This window comes from Shewanella psychromarinicola (genome assembly GCF_003855155.1).
Lineage (GTDB): Bacteria > Pseudomonadota > Gammaproteobacteria > Enterobacterales > Shewanellaceae > Shewanella > Shewanella psychromarinicola.
On sequence record NZ_CP034073.1, the window covers coordinates 2,514,268 to 2,533,085 of the forward strand.

At 41.1% G+C, this 18,818-nt stretch carries 14 protein-coding genes and 3 pseudogenes; 13 read left to right on the top strand and 4 right to left on the bottom strand.

Annotation, left to right across the window (positions count from 1 at the left end; all coding sequences use genetic code 11):
• The first annotated feature begins 336 nt into the window (after positions 1 to 336).
• From EGC80_RS11065 to EGC80_RS11100, 7 genes and pseudogenes are all read left to right on the top strand, one after another.
• The gene (locus EGC80_RS11065; protein WP_124013273.1) at positions 337 to 627 is read left to right on the top strand and encodes a helix-turn-helix domain-containing protein; all 291 of its coding nucleotides are present in this window, start codon (positions 337 to 339) and stop codon (positions 625 to 627) included.
• Positions 617 to 1,969, top strand: a complete 1,353-nt coding sequence (locus EGC80_RS11070) for a type II toxin-antitoxin system HipA family toxin (protein ID WP_124013274.1) — start codon at positions 617 to 619, stop codon at positions 1,967 to 1,969. The genes EGC80_RS11065 and EGC80_RS11070 overlap by 11 nt, the downstream gene beginning before the upstream one ends.
• Before the next feature lie 17 nt (positions 1,970 to 1,986).
• Positions 1,987 to 2,991 (top strand): YecA family protein, encoded by a 1,005-nt coding sequence (locus EGC80_RS11075; RefSeq protein WP_124013275.1) that lies wholly within the window; start codon positions 1,987 to 1,989, stop codon positions 2,989 to 2,991.
• A 10-nt stretch (positions 2,992 to 3,001) separates the two neighbouring features.
• Positions 3,002 to 4,120 carry a hypothetical protein gene (locus EGC80_RS11080; RefSeq protein WP_124013276.1) on the top strand — a complete coding sequence of 373 codons (1,119 nt, stop codon included), beginning with the start codon at positions 3,002 to 3,004 and terminating at the stop codon, positions 4,118 to 4,120.
• 267 nt (positions 4,121 to 4,387) lie between these two features.
• A pseudogene (locus tag EGC80_RS11090) lies at positions 4,388 to 4,636 on the top strand (HipA domain-containing protein); the annotation flags it as partial.
• Between the two features lie 654 nt (positions 4,637 to 5,290).
• Complete coding sequence (locus EGC80_RS11095; protein WP_233768636.1) at positions 5,291 to 5,821, top strand: mobile mystery protein A; 531 nt, start codon at positions 5,291 to 5,293, stop codon at positions 5,819 to 5,821.
• The gene (locus EGC80_RS11100) at positions 5,818 to 6,420 is read left to right on the top strand and encodes a mobile mystery protein B (protein ID WP_124013277.1); all 603 of its coding nucleotides are present in this window, start codon (positions 5,818 to 5,820) and stop codon (positions 6,418 to 6,420) included. The genes EGC80_RS11095 and EGC80_RS11100 overlap by 4 nt, the downstream gene beginning before the upstream one ends.
• Positions 6,421 to 6,945: 525 nt before the next feature.
• Here EGC80_RS11100 and EGC80_RS11105 read toward each other — a convergent pair.
• Entirely contained in the window at positions 6,946 to 7,335 is a 390-nt protein-coding gene (locus EGC80_RS11105; protein WP_124013347.1) for a Cd(II)/Pb(II)-responsive transcriptional regulator, read from the bottom strand.
• Between the two features lie 75 nt (positions 7,336 to 7,410).
• Between EGC80_RS11105 and EGC80_RS11110 the strand changes: the two genes are divergently transcribed.
• Positions 7,411 to 9,492, top strand: coding sequence for a TonB-dependent receptor plug domain-containing protein (locus tag EGC80_RS11110; RefSeq protein WP_124013278.1), 2,082 nt, complete (start codon positions 7,411 to 7,413; stop codon positions 9,490 to 9,492).
• A gap of 46 nt (positions 9,493 to 9,538) precedes the next feature.
• Here EGC80_RS11110 and EGC80_RS11115 read toward each other — a convergent pair.
• Positions 9,539 to 9,763, bottom strand: a pseudogene (locus tag EGC80_RS11115) (MBL fold metallo-hydrolase RNA specificity domain-containing protein); the annotation flags it as partial.
• A 10-nt stretch (positions 9,764 to 9,773) separates the two neighbouring features.
• Positions 9,774 to 10,805 (bottom strand): IS630 family transposase, encoded by a 1,032-nt coding sequence (locus EGC80_RS11120; protein WP_124013279.1) that lies wholly within the window; start codon positions 10,803 to 10,805, stop codon positions 9,774 to 9,776.
• A 52-nt stretch (positions 10,806 to 10,857) separates the two neighbouring features.
• On the opposite strand from EGC80_RS11120, the pseudogene EGC80_RS11125 reads away from it, so the two are divergent.
• Positions 10,858 to 11,420, top strand: a pseudogene (locus EGC80_RS11125) (transposase); the annotation flags it as partial.
• A 158-nt stretch (positions 11,421 to 11,578) separates the two neighbouring features.
• Here EGC80_RS11125 and EGC80_RS11130 read toward each other — a convergent pair.
• Positions 11,579 to 13,819, bottom strand: coding sequence for a sensor domain-containing phosphodiesterase (locus EGC80_RS11130; protein WP_124013280.1), 2,241 nt, complete (start codon positions 13,817 to 13,819; stop codon positions 11,579 to 11,581).
• A gap of 734 nt (positions 13,820 to 14,553) precedes the next feature.
• Between EGC80_RS11130 and EGC80_RS22695 the strand changes: the two genes are divergently transcribed.
• The 4 genes from EGC80_RS22695 (at position 14,554) to EGC80_RS11150 (ending at position 18,791) form a co-directional block, all read left to right on the top strand.
• Complete coding sequence (locus EGC80_RS22695) at positions 14,554 to 15,726, top strand: methyl-accepting chemotaxis protein (RefSeq protein WP_124013281.1); 1,173 nt, start codon at positions 14,554 to 14,556, stop codon at positions 15,724 to 15,726.
• A gap of 57 nt (positions 15,727 to 15,783) precedes the next feature.
• Entirely contained in the window at positions 15,784 to 16,146 is a 363-nt protein-coding gene (locus EGC80_RS11140; RefSeq protein ID WP_124013282.1) for a response regulator, read from the top strand.
• A 79-nt stretch (positions 16,147 to 16,225) separates the two neighbouring features.
• On the top strand, positions 16,226 to 16,540 hold the full coding sequence (locus tag EGC80_RS11145; protein WP_124013283.1) for an STAS domain-containing protein: 315 nt from the start codon (positions 16,226 to 16,228) through the stop codon (positions 16,538 to 16,540).
• Between the two features lie 49 nt (positions 16,541 to 16,589).
• Complete coding sequence (locus tag EGC80_RS11150) at positions 16,590 to 18,791, top strand: chemotaxis protein CheA (protein ID WP_124013284.1); 2,202 nt, start codon at positions 16,590 to 16,592, stop codon at positions 18,789 to 18,791.
• Positions 18,792 to 18,818: the final 27 nt, after the last annotated feature.

An 18,818-nucleotide genomic window follows, 5' to 3' on the forward strand; every position in this document is an offset into this window, starting at 1 on the left:
TAAACCAGCCGACTTGGGGGAGTCTGTAAGGCTGCCAGAATAAAAGCTATACCGTCACTAATAATGCGTCACTAGCTTATCGAAAAGAAACTGTTCAAAAATGCCTGTTTGCCCACCACTTGCCTATGGCTTTTACTCAATTTTAGTGGAGCTTCTTGGTTATGAGTACGAAAAACAGTGGTGTTTTCACTTTGCTGTTAGAGCTAAAAAATAGCCGTTTTGAAAGGCTTTATCGAGTAAATTTTCAATACCTTTTCTATTAATGGATACAATAGTGGCTATTTTTGCTTCTTTACCGCTACAATGGATATAACTGTATCCACTGAGTCGTTGCGGATGAATTTTACCTTACTTGATGATACCGATGTGAGCCAAGCCTATGCTGCTTATTTGCGTGAGTTACGCCAACGCGCAAAACTATCACGAACGGCATTGGCAGAACGCAGCTGCGTGCCTGCGTCCACCATTAAGAAATTCGAGCTGACAGGGCAAATTTCATTTCGCCAATTGCTGTTGCTTTGGCAGACTCTCGACTCATTGGATAGGCTTTATCAGCTCACGCAACCTAACAAAGAGCGCGTTGCTACCCCCATTAGCATTGATGAGGTCCTAAAAGATGAGTTTTAAACCCATTCAAAAACTCACCGTAACCCGCACGTTAAGCTCAGGTGAGCAGGTATCGGTAGGGGTCTTGGCTCAGAACCGGCAAGGCGTTTTTTTTCAGTATGCAGACAGCTATTTGCAGCAGTTTGGCAATTTATCGCCTTTTACTTTACAAGCTCATACGCAAGTTCAAGCAGCACCTAAACAACCGCATCAAGGTGTGCATGGCGTATTTGGGGATTGTTTGCCCGATGGTTGGGGCATGCTGTTACAAGATCGTATTTTTCGGCAAAAAGGGATTCTGCCTAATCAATTAACAGCGATGGACAGGCTGGCCTTTGTTGGTGATAAAGGCATGGGGGCGCTGTCTTTTTCTCCGGAGTCTGAGTTTTCAACCTCGACGCACGCTGATATTGATTTAGCAACCTTGGGCTTAGAAGCACAAACGCTGTTCGATTCTTCAATGTCAGGTTATATGGATGACAACAACGATGATTTAGATGGGCATACTCAACAAGTGTTGGCCGCATTAGTCGCTGGGGGGAGTTCGGGTGGAGCAAGACCAAAGGCGCAGATTTATATGCCTGCCGGGGAAACTCAGCATTGTCGAACCGTAGCCCAATCCGGTGATGAAGCTTGGCTGATTAAGTTTACCTCGAAAAATCTAGCGCTCGGTCATGAAGAAGGCTTGTGTGAGGCGGTCTATTTGCAAATGGCCGAGCAAGCAAAGTGCCAACCGCCAATTTGGCAACTTATTGAAGCACCAAATACAAGCGGTGCGCCTGCTTGGTTGGCGCTCAAGCGTTTTGATTACGTCACTGAACAGACCCATTTAAGCAGCAAGCGCAGTTCAGGCCGCTTGCATATGCACAGCGCCTGCGGGCTGCTGGATACAGACTTTCGAACGCCAAGTTTAGATTACATTGACTTGATCAAAGCCAGCCGTCAGCTGTGTAAATCTCCAGCCGCTGGGCAACTGCAATTTCGCCGCGCCATTTTTAATCTACTGTCGTCTAACCAAGACGACCACAGTAAAAACTGGGCGTTTTTGCAAGCTGATGATGGCCAATGGAATCCTGCACCTTTTTACGATGTTACGTACAGCCCACATCCATTTAACGAACACGCCACTGCATTCGGAGGTTATGGCAAAGCGCCACCGATTAAGGTGATGCAAAAACTTGCGAGCAGTGCAGGCTTTTCGAATTGGAGTGATGCAAGGCAAGTTATTGAAGAAGTTGCTGAAGCACTCAGCCAATTTACTTATCTTGCACAGCAACAAGGGACCAGTAAAACGACAGTATCTGCGATTGCTAAGACATTGGAGCAGCGCAAACAGGAAAACGCAGTGCTTTTTCTACAATAATAAGAAGGGACACAACAATGAAGCTTGGTCGTAACGATCTTTGCCATTGTGGCAGCGGTAAAAAATTTAAACGTTGTTGTATGAGCAGCCTCTCCAAACAACATGCCCAAGTCTTTGATGATGTCGACGCCATGCTGGCAATGAAACCAAATTTGAGCCTTGATGAACTCAACGCTGCTTTACAGCACAAAGTCCAGGATCGCAATAATCAACCTCATCCCGATTTTTGTGGTGTGACACCAACGCAAATGGCCAATTGGCTTTATGCGCCTTTCGATGAATTACAGTGGGTGACAATCAGCACACCATATGAGCTGTTGGCCAGCCCGGTGATGCGTTATCTAGCTCTCATTCTTGATGAGGCCATGGCGCAAGATGGATCATTCAAAGCCACGAGCAAAGGCAACTTACCGGCTAAATTGGTCAAACAGGCCAGTGAGTTATTGCCTGAGTTTGCCGTTGCTCAATTCGAGCGTCACATTAGTATCAGTGAGTTTGCAGGTAGTAACGAAGATAAGTTTAATGCTTTGCACTACACCAGAGTGCTAGCCGAAATTAGTGGCATTATTTATCGACGCAGCGGCCGCTACCATGTGAAAAAATCAGCGCAAAAACAGTATCAGGCCGAAGGTATACAAGCATTTTTCAAACCTATGTTAGAAGCTGCAATCAGCAAATATAACTGGGAGTATTTGGACGGTTTTGAATACGATATCGACTTGCGACCCTTTTGGTTGTTCATGCTGTGGCGTATTCAAAGCCACAACAGTGTGGATCAGCTGGTTGAAGAGGTTATGACGGCTTTCCCCGATTTACGACAGTCTTTCCCTACGGAAGATGACTTCTCGCCAGAAAGAAGTTTAAGCATACTCATTGAATCACGTTTTATTGAGCGATTTTTACAGTTTTGGGGATTTGTGACCATTGACCCAAGACGTTATTTAAACGCTGAACCCGTCGCCAGAGTGGTTCAGGTACAGCCTTTGTTAAAACACACCTTTCAATTCACCATTAACGCATAGCAAGGTCATCGTGAGCGAATATCAATACTATAAATTCGAGCTATTGGATGGGTACTTGGATGCTAAGGCACGCCAATCACTCAGAACCGTTTCAAGCCGCGCTGAGATCAGCGCTACGTCCTTTCAGGTGTATTACACCTACAGTGACTTAAAGGCAGAACCCGCTGAGCTGATGTTAACATACTTCGACATTGGTTTTTACTATGCCGATTGGGGCACAATCGATGCTTACATCAAGCTACCAGCAGGAACTCTTCCTGATGCGTTACTTGGTTTTTCACGTGATGGGTTTCATGTACACGAAAGTGAAGAATGGCAATTGCTGATTTTTTCCCTCGAGGAGTATTATGAATATTTTGACGATGAAAATGCTAACGACTTTTTCCAGTATTTAGCTGGTTTACGCAGCGAGTTAATCCAAGGTAATTGGCGCCTTGTGTACTTTATGTGGCTCAAAGCGTTAGATTGTAATGACGAACTTGAGGAAATACCTTTAATTCAATTCGATTTTGAGCATCTTAGTGAGGAATTACAGGCTTTTTCTGCGTTGTATGATATTTCCTTAGCTTGGGTTAAAGCACTTGCGATGGTACTGAACGAACAACCACGTCACCAAGCAAAACAAGCCCAATTTCAGTATGATGTGTGGCTGCATAATCTCACGGAAGCGGAGAAAAACACGCTATTAAGCACGCTTTTTGAACAAGGCCAGCTAACCCGTCATCAAGCCTTAGCGATGACGCGAAAAGAATCTGCCAACAAAGACGAAACCTATCAGTATTGGTTAACCCCCGACGTGATTTCTTCTTACTTTGAACAAGCTCAAAGCCAATTACAGCAGGAGCAAGCCGCAGCGCTCGCAAAAAAAATGGCGATTGAAAAAGCGGAAAAAGAGAAGATGTTGACGGATCTCTACAATCAGCGTGAGCGCTGCTGGCAGCAAACACAAGAGCAAGCGGATCGAACTTGCGCCAGTGGTTACGATGCGGCATCACGCGATTTGCATCAGCTGAACGAAGCCTATCAGTTCAAAGGGGATCGTCCTGCTTTTGAACAGAGTTTCAAATGCTTCATTGTGGCTAATAGTAGCCGTAAAGCGCTGTTAAACCGGCTCAAAGATCTACTTTAATAGGGCGTCCCGTTTCGCCCCTTTCTGTAGTACAAACATGTGATAGCCAAACTCGCCTAGTTAGCGTCAATCACCCTAAGCAGCAATACACCCACCTCGTCAGCAGCGGGTTTTGCGTTTGCCCGAGGTGAAGGTAAAAACTGGTTTTGGCCGCAGTACCATATTATGCCCCTGTTTATACAAAGAGAGAGGCCAACGGTGAATTTCCTCTTTGCTGAGCATCCTGTCTTTACTAGACTCAACGCCACGGGCATCATCTACTGTAAATGGATTATGCGTTTGCCCCAAGAGGACTTTTGCCAAGCATTAAACATTCCGCTAGCGAGAAAATATGAAAGCCACGGCGGTCCCGATATTGAGCAGATTATGTCATCTTTATTAGGCTCCACCAATTCAGAGCAAGATCGAGTTAACTTCATGAAGTCTCAGGTGCTGTTTTGGCTATTAGCGGCAACCGATGGTCACGCTAAAAATTTCTCACTTTTTATTGAGGCGGCAGGTGGGTATCGACTAACTGTGGTCGAGTAATAAAGTGCCATACCAAGTATTAAAGTATCATACTGGTTTCTCAGCGGTTCATTTCTAACGGATTTCCCCGAAGTTGTTATTTATCTAATATGTCGAGAAAACAGCCCTTTAACCATAAAGCCAGACTTTAACCATTGTTCCTAGGTTCATCTGGTGATACAGATGGTTCACTCAAAAGCGGTGAACAGCGTTTCATACGACCTCACGTCGCACGCCCCAATGTGAGCTACGGCTCAAGTTGTGTTTTTTGGGGGGGGTTACTGATTTTAAAATACAAAAAGTAATGGGTGATAAGAGGCAACACTTGACCTCATTGTCTTGCGCGAGCTACTCACCTCAGCTAGCCTTCAAGCACAAAAAGGCCGCTATTAAGTGGTTTTTTGTATCTTAATCCAATTACAATAGTTAATTTGATGTATCCTTTTTAAGATACAAAATCATAATTAGTATCTATAATCTCATACGCCTAACAAAATATGTATCTTAATTAAGATGCATTTACTGTTAATCTGTAATCAAAACAAATGCAATACAAAATATTACGTATCTATTATGTGATACTAATATCAAATTTGTGTCATCATATTGAAATACGCAAAATGGAAAGTGTATCTAATTTCGATTATGCTTAAGACATAAACAATGGAAAACGAGGTTACTATGTACTCTTTTCGAAGCAATCCGCACAAGCAACAACCCGTTAAGAAAACGGTTTTAAGACAGTACAGAGAACTGGTTGATGCAGTTAAGGGAACGCTAATCCCCTCAATACCTAAAGAGGGCTGGATTAGAACAGTAAGAAAAGCTCTGGATATGTCAGGCGCCCAGCTAGCAGATAGAGCTGGCATGACAAGAAATAGAATTTCAGTCCTTGAAAGGCGCGAGGCTGATGGCGACATAACTCTAAATCAGTTAAGGCAACTGGCTGAAGCTCTAGACTGTGACTTCTCATACACTCTAAAACCTAAAAAGGCTGTTTCTGACATAATGCAAGAGCGTGCGCTGATGATTGCGACAATAGAAGTAAAGAAAGCATCTAAAAATATGTTTCTAGAGGCGCAATCAGTTAGCAAAGAGAAAGAAAATATCTTAATAAATGAACTAGCCGAAGAAATTATGCGTGCCGGTGGGCGTAAGCTATGGGGTAAAAATATGGAAGACAAAGTATTTTGATTATTGATGAACCAGAAGCTGCTACACCGCTTGATCCAGATGATATGGAAGGGTTGAAACACCCACACGTAACAACAAGAGAACAACTTAACGAACTTGAACAATCCAATATACTAGCAGGCCAGCAATGGGTTAGTGGTATCTCTGGCCTAACGCTGGATTCTATTTTCTCGGCTGAGTTCGTTCTTGCCCTCCATCAGCACCTATTTGGTGATGTATGGACCTGGGCTGGGGCCACTCGAAACAAAGAGTTAAGCATTGGCTGTGATCCCTTCCAAATCAGGCCCAAGCTCCACAACTTTCTAGAAGATGCTAAGTGCTGGGTAAAGTTCAAACACTACTCACATCTAGAGCTCAGCGCTCGCATACAGCACAAGCTTGTTGAGATTCACCCTTTCCCAAATGGTAACGGCAGGCACTCGCGTATATTTACCGATGTTGTTCGCATGGTTTTACTAGAAGAGCCACCGCTTAACTGGGCAGAGGGCAACCTAGAGAAAGTGAGCGAAGAGCGCAAAGCTTATATCTCTTGCCTTAAGGAAGCTGACAAAGGTGATTTTGCTCCGTTCGTTAAATACCTAGAGAACCTTGGCAATTAACTTAAACAACAGACACAAAAATGTATGGTCCGCCTCGTTATTGCAAATGATATTGTCGATAACGAGGTTGGTTTGCGCTAATTTATTCGGAGTCTTCATTAGGTGCTTCACCACCCGCTCCACGATGAGTTCCGCGCTAGATTGTCCTCAAAAAGCCCAAAGCAGAAAATCGAAAATCGTTATCCAATGCCACCCTCTCAGATAACAAAGTAGCGTTTTCCACATAGTGGAAAATCGAAATTCGTTATCTCAGCACCTCACTCAGTTAACAAAATAGCGTTTTCCACATGTTGGAAAATCGAAATTTGTTATCTCACGACACCCTCTCAGTTAACAAAATAGCGTTTTCCACATAGTGGAAAATCGTTATCTCAGCACCTCACTCAGTTAACAAAATAGCGTTTTCAACATGCTGGAAAATCGAAAATCGTTAGCTCCGAAAAGGCGAACACCTATTGCTAATGTTCACTGGGTTACCCCATCGCCCTTGCTAACGGTATCAATGAGGTACTCTTTTAACTCAAACTAAGCCGATTTCAGCGTCTGTAAAATACTGCAATCCTTTATCTGATGGCTTTTACAGCAGCTCGCGAGTGCCGCTAATGATTGTTCTAGTAATGCCAACTCTCGCTGGGTTTGTTGAATGCGGGCAAGTTGTTCGGCAATGATATTGTCGACTAGTGCGCACGACGATTTTGGGTCTTGTTGTGTATCAACCAAGCGCTTGATGTCATCGAGTCCTATGTTTAATTCTCTGCATCGCCTTATAAACACCAATGTCTCAATGTCTTTTTGTTGGTAATGACGATAGCCATTACTGGTACGGATTGGCGGAGAGAGTAAACCAATTTGCTCATAATATCGGATGGTTTTAACCGATACCTGGGCAATTGATGCCAATTCACTTATTTTCATATTGACCTTCCAGTGGCTGTAACCTTTAAGCTTAAGCATATCATTTTCGGTAATGTGTTGTTAAAAGGAAGTTGTATGTTGAGTTATTCCGCGGCGTCATTAATTTTGTCGCTAGGTGTTATTGGGGTGAGTGAAGCCAGTGTGGTGGATGAGTCGATAAATACGTCTGGACAGAGTGCAAATCACAGTGAGAATGACAGTAAGAGCCACACTGAAAACCATGAACATTCTGAGCATGATGCCCCAAAAGCGGATGTCGATGAACACGAGCCTGAACACGAAGATGAAATGGAAACCATTGTCATACAAGCCACTCGCTCTGGGCGAATTGCCGATGAACAACCTATTCGAGTTGAGGTCATTAACCGCGAAGAGATTGAAGAAAAAGCAGCGATGAGACCGGGTAATATTTCTATGCTGGTGGCAGAAACGGGTGGGGTAAGATTACAAACAACTTCACCTGCGTTAGGCAGTGCTAATATTCGCCTACAAGGCTTGTATGGTCGTTATACCCAATTACTGGCCGATGGTCTACCGCTGTACGGTAATCAAGCAGGATCGATTGGTTTGTTGCAAGTGCCGCCGACTGATTTAAGTCGCGTTGAAATTATTAAAGGCTCGGCGTCATCACTTTATGGTGGTTCAGCACTCGGCGGGGTAATTAACCTTGTGTCTCGAACGCCTAGTGATGAATTAAGCGGTGAAGTGTTGGTCAATGCAACCACGCGCGATGGTCAGGATGTGACCACCTATTTTGAGTCACCATTGAGCGAGAATGTAAAAGGGTCGGTGACGGCAGGTGCTCATTATCAAGACAAGCAAGATATAGATAATGACGGCTGGATCGATCTGGCAGGTTATGAGCGATACACTGTACGTCCTCGATTATTTTGGGAAGGACAAGAAGGACAAACACTGTATGTGACTAGCGGGTTTATGACCGAGCAGCGTACTGGCGGTACTTTAGGTGATAATACGGTCGCTGATGGAACTTCGTTTGAGCAATCGCAAGATTCAGACAGGCTTGATGGCGGCCTTGTGTTTAGTATGCCGTTATTAGAGTCATTGACGTTTAATACTCGCGCATCGGCGATGGTACAAGATCATGTGCATGTTTATGGTGCCGATATAGAAGAAGATCAACACGAGAGTTATTTGCTTGAAAATAGCATCGCAGGTTATACCGATAACAGTGATTGGGTTGTTGGTTTAGCCTATCAGTCTGAAATCTTTGCCTCTGAGACTTTTCCTGAGTTTGATTATTCTTATAAAGTGCCGGGTGCATTTGCTCAACTTGATTATGAGCTGACAGACCAAATCACCACTTCTTACAGTGCGCGCATTGATGATCACAGTGAATATGGTACTCAATTTAGCCCAAGAGTGTCGGTGCTTTATCGCCCAAGTGACTTAACCATAAGAGGCTCTTATGGGGAAGGGTACTTTGCTCCTACACCGTTTGTTGAAGAGATTGAGGCTGCAGGATTATCAAGGTTAGCACCAATTGACAACTTACAAGAAGAGCGCGCTAAAACGGCATCGCTTGATGTTAGTTATACCTTTGATGATGTGGAAACTAGTTTGACCTTGTTTGGCTCGAATGTAGATAACGTCACGGGTTTACAGGCTTTCTCTGTCAATAACGATGGTTCCTTAGACGCTGTTAGGTTGGTTAATGCACCCGGCGAAAGTCAGATCCGTGGTTCTGAAGTGTTGCTGCGTTACTATTTAGGCGATGTTAAGTTGACCGCAAGTTACTTGTATCTAGATGCAACTGAAGTGTCACCCGACGGGGACGGCAGAAGAGCCATTGCCTTAACACCACGTCATTCTGGTGGTTTTGTCGCTATGTGGGAGCAACATGGCAATTTTAGAGCGGGCTTTGAAGCTTATTATACCGGCACTCAAAACGTTAACGATAACCCTTATATTGATGAAACCAATCCTTATTGGCATCTTGGTTTAATGGGCGAAATTACTGTTGGCAGAGTCAGTTGGTTTATTAACTTAGAAAACTTACTCGATGTAAAACAAACCGATGAACATCCTATGTTACTGCCTAATAGATCGCCAGGCGGCCAGTGGACTACTGATATCTGGTCACGTAATGATGGGTTTATTGCTAACGCAGGTGTCAGAGTTAAATTTGGTCATTAACTTGTCATCTCACCGGTGAACTGTTTTTGATTGCCGTTTGGTGTTGTTACGCTTTACCGATCTCAATCTCTGCCATGGGTAACAATGCTTGATATGCTGAGGCCAACGCTTGTTTAGCCTCATCATCGCCATGAACAATACGAATATGTTTAGGTTTGTGGTGCATGCGTTTAACAAAATTGATGAGGTTGTGTTGGTCTGCGTGAGCGGAGTAACCACTGATGGTGTGAATAGTGGCGTTAATATCAATCTTTTGTTCGTTGATATATACTCAAGTGAATTCAAACTGCAGGTTTTAATTTCTGAAAGTTATCATTAATTGTATCACCGAGTGTATCGGCAATATCGGGGAGGGTGATGCTAAAAAAGTCAGTGATTTTTCGTCGGAATTCTTTTGTCGTTGCGAAGTATTGCCCATTCCTCGCATGCTTATTCATTACCTTCCACAATCGTTCTATTGGGTTTAAATTTGGACTATAAGGTGGCAGGTAATGCAATGTTATATTCAGATTTTTAGCCTCTTTAACCACTAAGGCATTTCGATGGTATCCAGCGCCATCAAGCACCAAATGGATAACACCACTTGTTGAGTAACGCGCTCTAATTTGGTTTAAAAAATCGATGATGGATGCACCGTTAACCGTTTTGCTATATTGCTCAATGACCGCTTCTGTTAAGTGACCAAGTCGGATTGCACCAACCACGTTAATACGGGTTCGGCTTCCCGTCGTTTCTATCGGTTTATCAACGCCTTTTTTTATCCAGCCAGCGGTGATTTTTGTGGCTTGGGTCGGATGAACCGCATCCATAAATAATAACGGTTCATCAGGGGTTAACGAGGATTTTAGTTGCTCATAATATTCAATGAAAGCCGTTTGTTTGTCTTCATCAAATTTGTGAGGAACCCCTTTAGGGTTTTTATAGCTGAACTGATGTTTATGCAGCCATTTATTGAGGCCTGACACTGTGTACTTAATCTGAAATTGTTCTGAGATATAAGCGACTATTTGATGGCTATGCAAGTAGGTCACCTCACACAGGTGTGCAATCAAGAGTTCAGTTTGCTCTTGACTCAGATAACTTAAGGAGCCGCCACTATTACACGTGAGTTTTTGGTCGTGAGCATAGGCATCAATGTATCGAACTACGGTCGTTTCGTGAATACGTAACGCTTGGGCAATCATTGGCGTTGGCCAATTTTCATCGCGTAGTAAAATGGCTTTAATGCGATCACACTCACGCCTATCACTCGAGCTTTTATGTCGAGTTTCCAATGCTACTTTTTGTTCTGGCGAGAGTGTAATTTGTTTCATAGGGCTATGATGATCCCATTTGGGACAAAATCAAGCATTTTCAATGATCACGGGTATATATTACTTAGGTGAGCAAACTGCGTTTAAATCTCGCTTAGTGATTTTTAAACGCAACGCTAAAGGGCGAAAAGACAAAGTGGCTACAGGTGATAAAGCTAGACGGAGTAAACAGTCACGAACAAGTGCCGAGCGAGAAAAAGAGCCGTGGTTACTGGCAACATCGCTATGCAGTAGAAGAGATGCTGCTAAAAGAGTCGTTAAAATTTATTCGACGAGGATGCAGATAGAAGAGAGTTTTAGAGATGTTAAAACAGGGTTAAAACAGGGTTAAAAATGAATGATAGCGGAACAAGGATTCACCGTAAATTAGGCGTACTCCTGCTCATAGCTTGCTTATCACAATTTATACTTTACCTGCTTGGTTTGGCAGTAAAATCAGCTGATAAGCACAGGCAATATCAAGCTAACTCAATAAAGCATCGCAACGTGCTCTCAAACCAATTTATAGGATTAAGGGCCTACAAAGATAAGTCTTTGAGGCTACTGAAGTCTCACGGACTAGCAGGAATTAAGACGCTACAATCGTTAATCAAGGATCCACAAGCATGCTATTAAATTCGTGGGGATCCCTCAGGTTTTGAGTCAATTGATGTCGAGTAGTGGATAAGTTTTTCATTGAAGTTTCTCTTCATTTTAATTTCCTGTAACTAAAAAAGTAGAGGCGACAACAATCCTGACACAAGGGGGAGTTGTCTAATAATGAGTACTGGACTCTATGTAACCTGTGTCTTTAGCCATTCGATTGCTGTAACTAAGGTCATCGGTTTTGCAAAAAGATATCCCTGACCAATGTGGCATCCATGATGTAATAAAGTTTCCATTTGACCTTTTGTTTCAATACCCTCGGCTATTACAGAAAAACCGAATCTATTGGCAAGGTTAATAATAATATCAACGACACGGTAACTAGATTCTTCAGTTTCAATATTGGTTATAAACGACCGATCAATTTTTATTGATGTAGCCGCCAAGCGAGTAATATGCGCCAGAGATGAGTAACCAGTTCCAAAATCATCTATGCTGATTTTAATTCCAATGTCTCTTAGCTGTAATAATATAGGATTTATTTCATCATAATCTAACATGGCTTGAGATTCTGTTATTTCAATTTCAAGTAATGATGGGTCTACTAGACCGTTTTCGACAGTAGAAATAATGTTGCCTATATATAGGGGGTCTTTAAGGTCGTCACAGGTTGTGTTGAACGAAATAGGAAGATCATAACCTAAATCACTGAATAAATTGGCTATTTCTACTGACTTTGTGAAAACAAAACTGTCTAATTGGGTAATTAAACCCGACTTTTCAGCGATAGGAATGAAAACAGATGGAGGGATATTAGTATTTTCTGATTCCCACCTCAATAATGCTTCAAAACCTATAACCTTCATATTAGTCATATTAATTTTAGGTTGAATGACTACAAATAAGTCACCTTTCTTGATAGCATCTCGTAGATCAAACATCATCATTGATTCAGATTTAATATCTTCAAGGTATTCAGGGGTATAATGTATTATTGATTTAGATTTTTCCCTTGCGATATGAAGCGAACTAAGCCCGAGGTATAAAACTTTCTCTGGCGGAAAATCAATAAGGAAATTCATATTCATGCGGACTATTGTCAATTCTAAAATATGTGGTACACCATGAATAACTACAGGTTTACTGACTAGTGATTTAAGTGCGCTTTCTGAGGGTGAATCCACTTTAGTACAAATGACTGCAAAAGTATCTATTTCAATTCTAGAGATTAAGTATTTATCTGAAAATATTTCTTTAATAGCATTATATAACCCCTTAATTAATTCATCTGCATGCTCTTCTCCAAAAGTAAGTACTCTCGACGTAAAGTGATTAACATCAAATATTAGCAATTCACTTTTACCTTTATTTTTTTTACTCATAGATTTTATCTCCCTATGTAACCAATTTCGGTTATGGATTTTTAACATAGGATCTTGATAAGCCAGCTGACTTAAACGATTGATTAGCGATATATTAGTAAAACCACTACTTATATTTTCACCAAATACTTTGAGTAAATTAATATGATAACTTGATAATGGATTTTTACTTTGAACGAGGATAATAAAGTATTCAGCAAGATTATTATCACCTTCAAAATACAGTGCTGAATGATATTCATCAAACTGGTGAGTCTGCGTTTCTAGTGCTTTAGAACTGATTTTACCAAAGATTTCTTGGATTTCTTTGTCAAAAGGCAGACCTATAAAATTAGTAGAATCTTCAGTCGCTGCAGTCACAGTTGCCACGGCTAATGAAGCATCATCTGAACAGCTTTTCTTCAGCTTTGAAATACATACAATGCCTTGAGGTGTCGTATCAATAACTCGTCCAATTTCAGTTAACACAGTATGCGTGAATGATGATATATCATAAAGGCTGTTAAGGCCTCTTGCTGCATCTACAATCATCTGTAAGCCTAAACACGCTTGCTTAAGATCTCGAAGGGATTCCCAAGTTCTAATATGAGCGGTTAATACGGTAATTAAAAGTTCAAACTGAACTTCAGATTTATTCCAATATTCATCAATGTCGTATTGCTCCATAACGGATTTACGGGAAGTAGAATCTGGTTTTTCGGTTAATAAGATTATTCTAACGGATGCGTTCCCTTGCACGTTCCTAATTGTGTCAACTAGACGTATTCCTGAATCATCGTTCTCCATAATAGCATCAAGTAAAATAACAGCTATATCTTCATGCTTTACTAACATTTCAGCAGCTTTTTCAGTAGAATTCACAGTCAAAATTTGTACAGGTCTTGATTGTATAACTAGGCCTCTTAATCCATGCAAAAGCGCCTGTTGGTAACTAAGATCGCCTTCAACGCTCAATATCTTCCACGGTAAAAAGCCAACTTTATTTTCCTTACATTGTTTATCCGTTCCCGTTTCTGGTGCGAATAAAAATTCTTTTTTTGTTGTCATATATGTAATCCATTAACTTATGATAAATTTAATATAGATTACTTTTTATTATTTTTCTAGCTAGCAGATTAATAGGTACTTGAAATACTCTTGTTTAGACTCTAGAACGCTACAGTGAACGAAAACATTTTATCCCCGAATACTCTAAATAAAATAACAACTAATGTATACAACAAACCACAAGAAACAAACCAAGATAACCAAAAAATCTAGTTAACCTATTCGTCATGTGAAAATCTAGTTATTAAACCTTATTTTAATTTACCGTTGTTATATATCCAGAATACAAACTGGTAATATTAACCTTTGACCTTATACTCTCATACAACTCACCACGCCCTACAAAAGTAAAATATATTTAACTTAAACCTGTTGATCCTCTCTACGCATAATTTATCTGCGATAAATCTGAAGCCATAATTAGATCAAATGCCATAGATGCTATGTAGGCCATAAGTAATGATATGCTAAAAGAGCATTATCTACAGTTATTCAAGAAGCTGACATTACCTTATCCCACAAAGAAAATTTCGTATAAACAAACACTATGATTCATTAGGAATATTTTAGTGGCTATTTGCAAATAAAAAAATCTCTGATATATTTAAGTGGTAATGTTAACAATTTGATGCCAAGTTGTTAACAAAGCGTCATAAACAGTCTCGATGTAGTAATACTTTGGCAAACATACTATTTTTTACAAGAATATAACTGATACCGGGTCAAGGAGCGTTATGCGTACAGGAGTTCATATTTACCCGCCAGTGCTGGGGATCCTTGGTAGTATTCTTTTATTATCACTTTCTCAAATTACCTTGGGGATCGCTATCAGTGCACTACTCTTAGTTGGGTTAGGCCTGCTCTCTGGCCATTGGGTAGAACAATCATTCAGCTCAATTAATGCACAACTTATCGTGCAGCAATCTCACACTACAACTGAAATTAATTCTAAGAAAATCATGAGCAATATAGACAAGCTCTGTGTCGAAGTATTCCCTATTTGGAGCCGTCAGATTGAAACAACCAGAGCGCACACAGAAATTGCAACAACAGATCTTGCCAATAATTTTAGCTGTTTAGTTGATCGTTTAAGTCACGTTTTTCCCATTCATGACGATTTAAGCAACGATAAGCATGAAAAAAATTCTATTGAGAGTACTTTTACTGCCGCAGAACAATCTCTTCACAGCGTAATAGCCTCACTGCAAGCCACTCAACACGATAGAGCAGCCATTTTAAATGAAGTTCGTATGCTGACCACCTACACTGATCAATTAAAAAATATGGCATCTGAAGTCGATGCTATCGCAGGGCAAACTAACTTGCTAGCTCTCAATGCCGCCATCGAAGCGGCTAGAGCTGGTGAAACAGGGAGAGGCTTTGCCGTAGTAGCCGATGAAGTGCGAAAACTGTCATCATTATCGAGCGAAACTGGTAAAAATATGACTAAAAAAGTCAATGTCATAAATGCTGCAGTCAATAGTGCATTTTCCTTGGCGGAAAAAGCCTCCGAAGATGATGATGGCATAATGGCGAGGGCCGAGCATACAATAAAAGAAGTCTTATCTAGCTTTTCAGCCACTGTCGATGATTTAGCTAAATCTAAACAAGCCATGCAACAAGAAGGACAGCATATACAACAAGAAATAGCTGAAATGTTGGTCTCTTTGCAATTTCAAGATAGGACTAGCCAGATTTTAACTCAAGTTAATAAAAGTATTGAAGAGCTAAGCCTGACCATCAATCAAGCACATAATAACCTACAAATCGGACAAGAATTTACCGATAAAGATCTCAACCATTGGTTAACTAAAATGGAAAAAGGCTACGCAATGCTCGAACAGCGAAAAAATCATGGCTCAGATAAAAAGCAACTTCATGTAACTGAAAATATTACTTTCTTTTAATGCTGAAAGCACTGAGAACATTAGTATCAAAATAATAATAAGGATGTGGGAGATACAATGGCTAAAACAATATTGATAGTGGATGATTCAGCAAGTTTAAGGCTAGTAGTGAGTATTGCGCTTAAAGGAGCTGGTTATAAAACAGTGGAAGCCTGTGATGGCGTCGATGCCCTCAAAAAGCTAGCCAGCAACCAAATTAACTTAATTATTAGCGACGTTAACATGCCAAACATGGATGGCATTAGCATGATAAAAGAAGTTAAAAAACTTTCAGCTCATAAGTTTACTCCTATCATAATGTTAACAACTGAATCTCAGACCGGAAAAAAATCTGAAGGGCAAGCTGCTGGCGCCAGAGCTTGGGTAGTTAAACCTTTTCAACCTCAACAAATGATTGTGGCTGTAGCCAAGTTAATTTAATTCTTATAATTTAATAACCCAAGGTTTCATTACATAAATACTTTACGACCCCAGTGTTAATTAAAAGGACTTAACCACCATGCTAACATTTGCACAAACAGAAAAAGGATGCATTGCTCGTATTGAAGGGCCAATGACGATAAACAATGCAATGGAATTAAAAAACCAATTTATTAGCGCCTTAAGAGCTAGTCAGGACCTAGAGTTAGATTTAGCTGCCGTCACGGATATTGATACTGCAGGATTACAACTCCTGATAATGGCAAAGCAACAACAAATTTTCGTCCAGCATAATCTTACCTTAATACATCACAGTAAAACTGTATTTGAAGCCTTTGAAATACTGGGTTTAGTCAGTTGGTTTAATGATCCTATCGTCATAACTCGACAGTAGAACGACAACAAGAGACTAAGCACTGTAATTAAGGAATAGGGATATTGCGATGGATGAGCTCGAACAAGTATTAGGTCTGTATATTTCAGAAAGTAGAGAACTGCTAGACGAAATGGAATCCCTGTTACTTAATCTAGAACAAGAAGAAGATAAGAATGAAAGCCTCAGTGGTATTTTTCGTGCAGCCCATACAATTAAAGGATCGGCAGGTATTTTTTCGCTTGATGACGTTGTCAACTTCACTCACGGAGTCGAAAGTTTACTCGATAAAATGCGTGACGGTAAAATCAAACCTAATACGGAGCTCACATCTTTACTTTTAAATTGTAAAGACCATATTAGTTTACTCATAGATAACGTCGAGCATAAAACTAGTCAGACCAAATATGATGAGCTTAATGGTAAAGCTCTACTACAAACCTTAACTACCATGGGTGAACTAGGTAGCACCGACACTACACAGGAACAGCCTATTGTCAGTACCCAAATAACGGCTACAGCTGCAGTCGAAAGAGTCAATAGTCCAGAAGTTACAAGTGATAATTGGCATATTTCAGTTCGTTACCATCCAGACTCTTTCCGTTTTGGTATGGATCCGTTAGCCATTTTACGTTATCTAGCTACGCTAGGTAAGATAGAGTCTATTACCACTTTATTTCCAAATTTCCCCAGTGCCTTTGAGATGGATCCAGAAACCTGCTATCTAGGTTATGAGATCAACTTCAATAGTCAAGCTGACAAACTAGAGATTGAAGGGGCATTTGAGTTTATTCGCGACGATAGCCAAGTCCATATCCTGCCCCCTAGCAGTTGTATCAGTGACTATATTGCACTTATTAAAGCGTTACCTGAGCAAGATTTTCAATTAGGTGAAATTTTAGTGCAATCAGGTTCATTAACCCCTAATGAACTTGAATACGCTTTGGGACTTCAAAGAGATCTGAAGAGTCAGTCAATTAATATGCCTCTCGGGTCTATCGTCGTCAATAATGGCTTAACACCTCAACCCGTATTGGAATCGGCCATCGTCAAGCAAAATCAAATCAGAGAAGTCAAAACGATAGAAATTCAGTCTATTAGGGTAGATGCCGAAAAATTGGATCAGCTAATTAACCTGGTCGGTGAGCTAGTTATTGCCGGAGCAAGTTCTAGCCTTCATTCCCAGCATTCTGGAGATCGCATCTTGATTGAGTCTTTCTCAATACTAACTCGCCTAGTAGAAGAAGTACGAGACGCTGCATTGCAGCTACGTATGGTGCAAATCGGCGTCACCTTTAACCGTTTTCAGCGGGTGGTTCGTGATGTTGCTAAAGAGTTAGGTAAGGATATTGAGCTCGTGATCACTGGGGCCGAAACAGAATTAGATAAAACCGTTGTTGAAAAGATTAGCGACCCATTAATGCACTTGGTCCGGAACTCTATGGATCATGGAATTGAAGCGCCTGATGTTCGCATGGAAAAACAAAAGCCTCCTAAAGGTCGACTTTGCCTTAATGCTTATCACGATTCGGGCATGATAGTGATTGAAGTATCAGATGATGGTGCTGGTCTGAATCATGAAAAAATCCTCAAAAAAGCTCAAGATAGAGGCCTAATTAAGGATGGTGAAGCTATTGATATTAAAGAAATTAATAACCTTATTTTCGAACCAGGTTTCTCGACTGCTGATGCCGTGACTAACTTATCAGGCCGCGGTGTGGGTATGGATGTCGTCAAACGTAATATAACCGCCCTTCGCGGCACCGTTGAGGTGCAAAGTGCCTTTGGAAAGGGGGCGATTTTTAGCATCCGCCTGCCTTTAACCTTAGCTACTATTGAAGGCTTTCTCGTCGAGATTGAAAATTCGTCCTTTGTTATACCGTTAAATATGGTGCTTGAGTGTGTTGAATTAAACGAAACAAACTCAGATATTAACGCTAACTGCCAGCAAAGTTACATTAACCTCAGAGGAGAAGTCCTGCCTTTTATCCGCCTAAGGCGGATGTTTAACTTAGGGGGGAATACCCCAAATCGTGAAAATGTCATCGTTGTCTCTTACCTTGGCAGTAAGGTCGGTTTAGCTGTCGATAAACTTGTGGGTGAATTTCAAACGGTGATTAAACCTCTAGGTAATATATTTAGCCATATACAAGGCATAAGCGGTTCAACTGTCTTAGGTAGCGGTGAAGTCGCCCTTATCCTTGACGTCCCAAGTTTAGTACAAAAAATACTCACAATAGAATCAGCCAAAGCCGTTTACAGCCAAGTTTGATTTAGGATTTCTTCACTTTAAGGAATA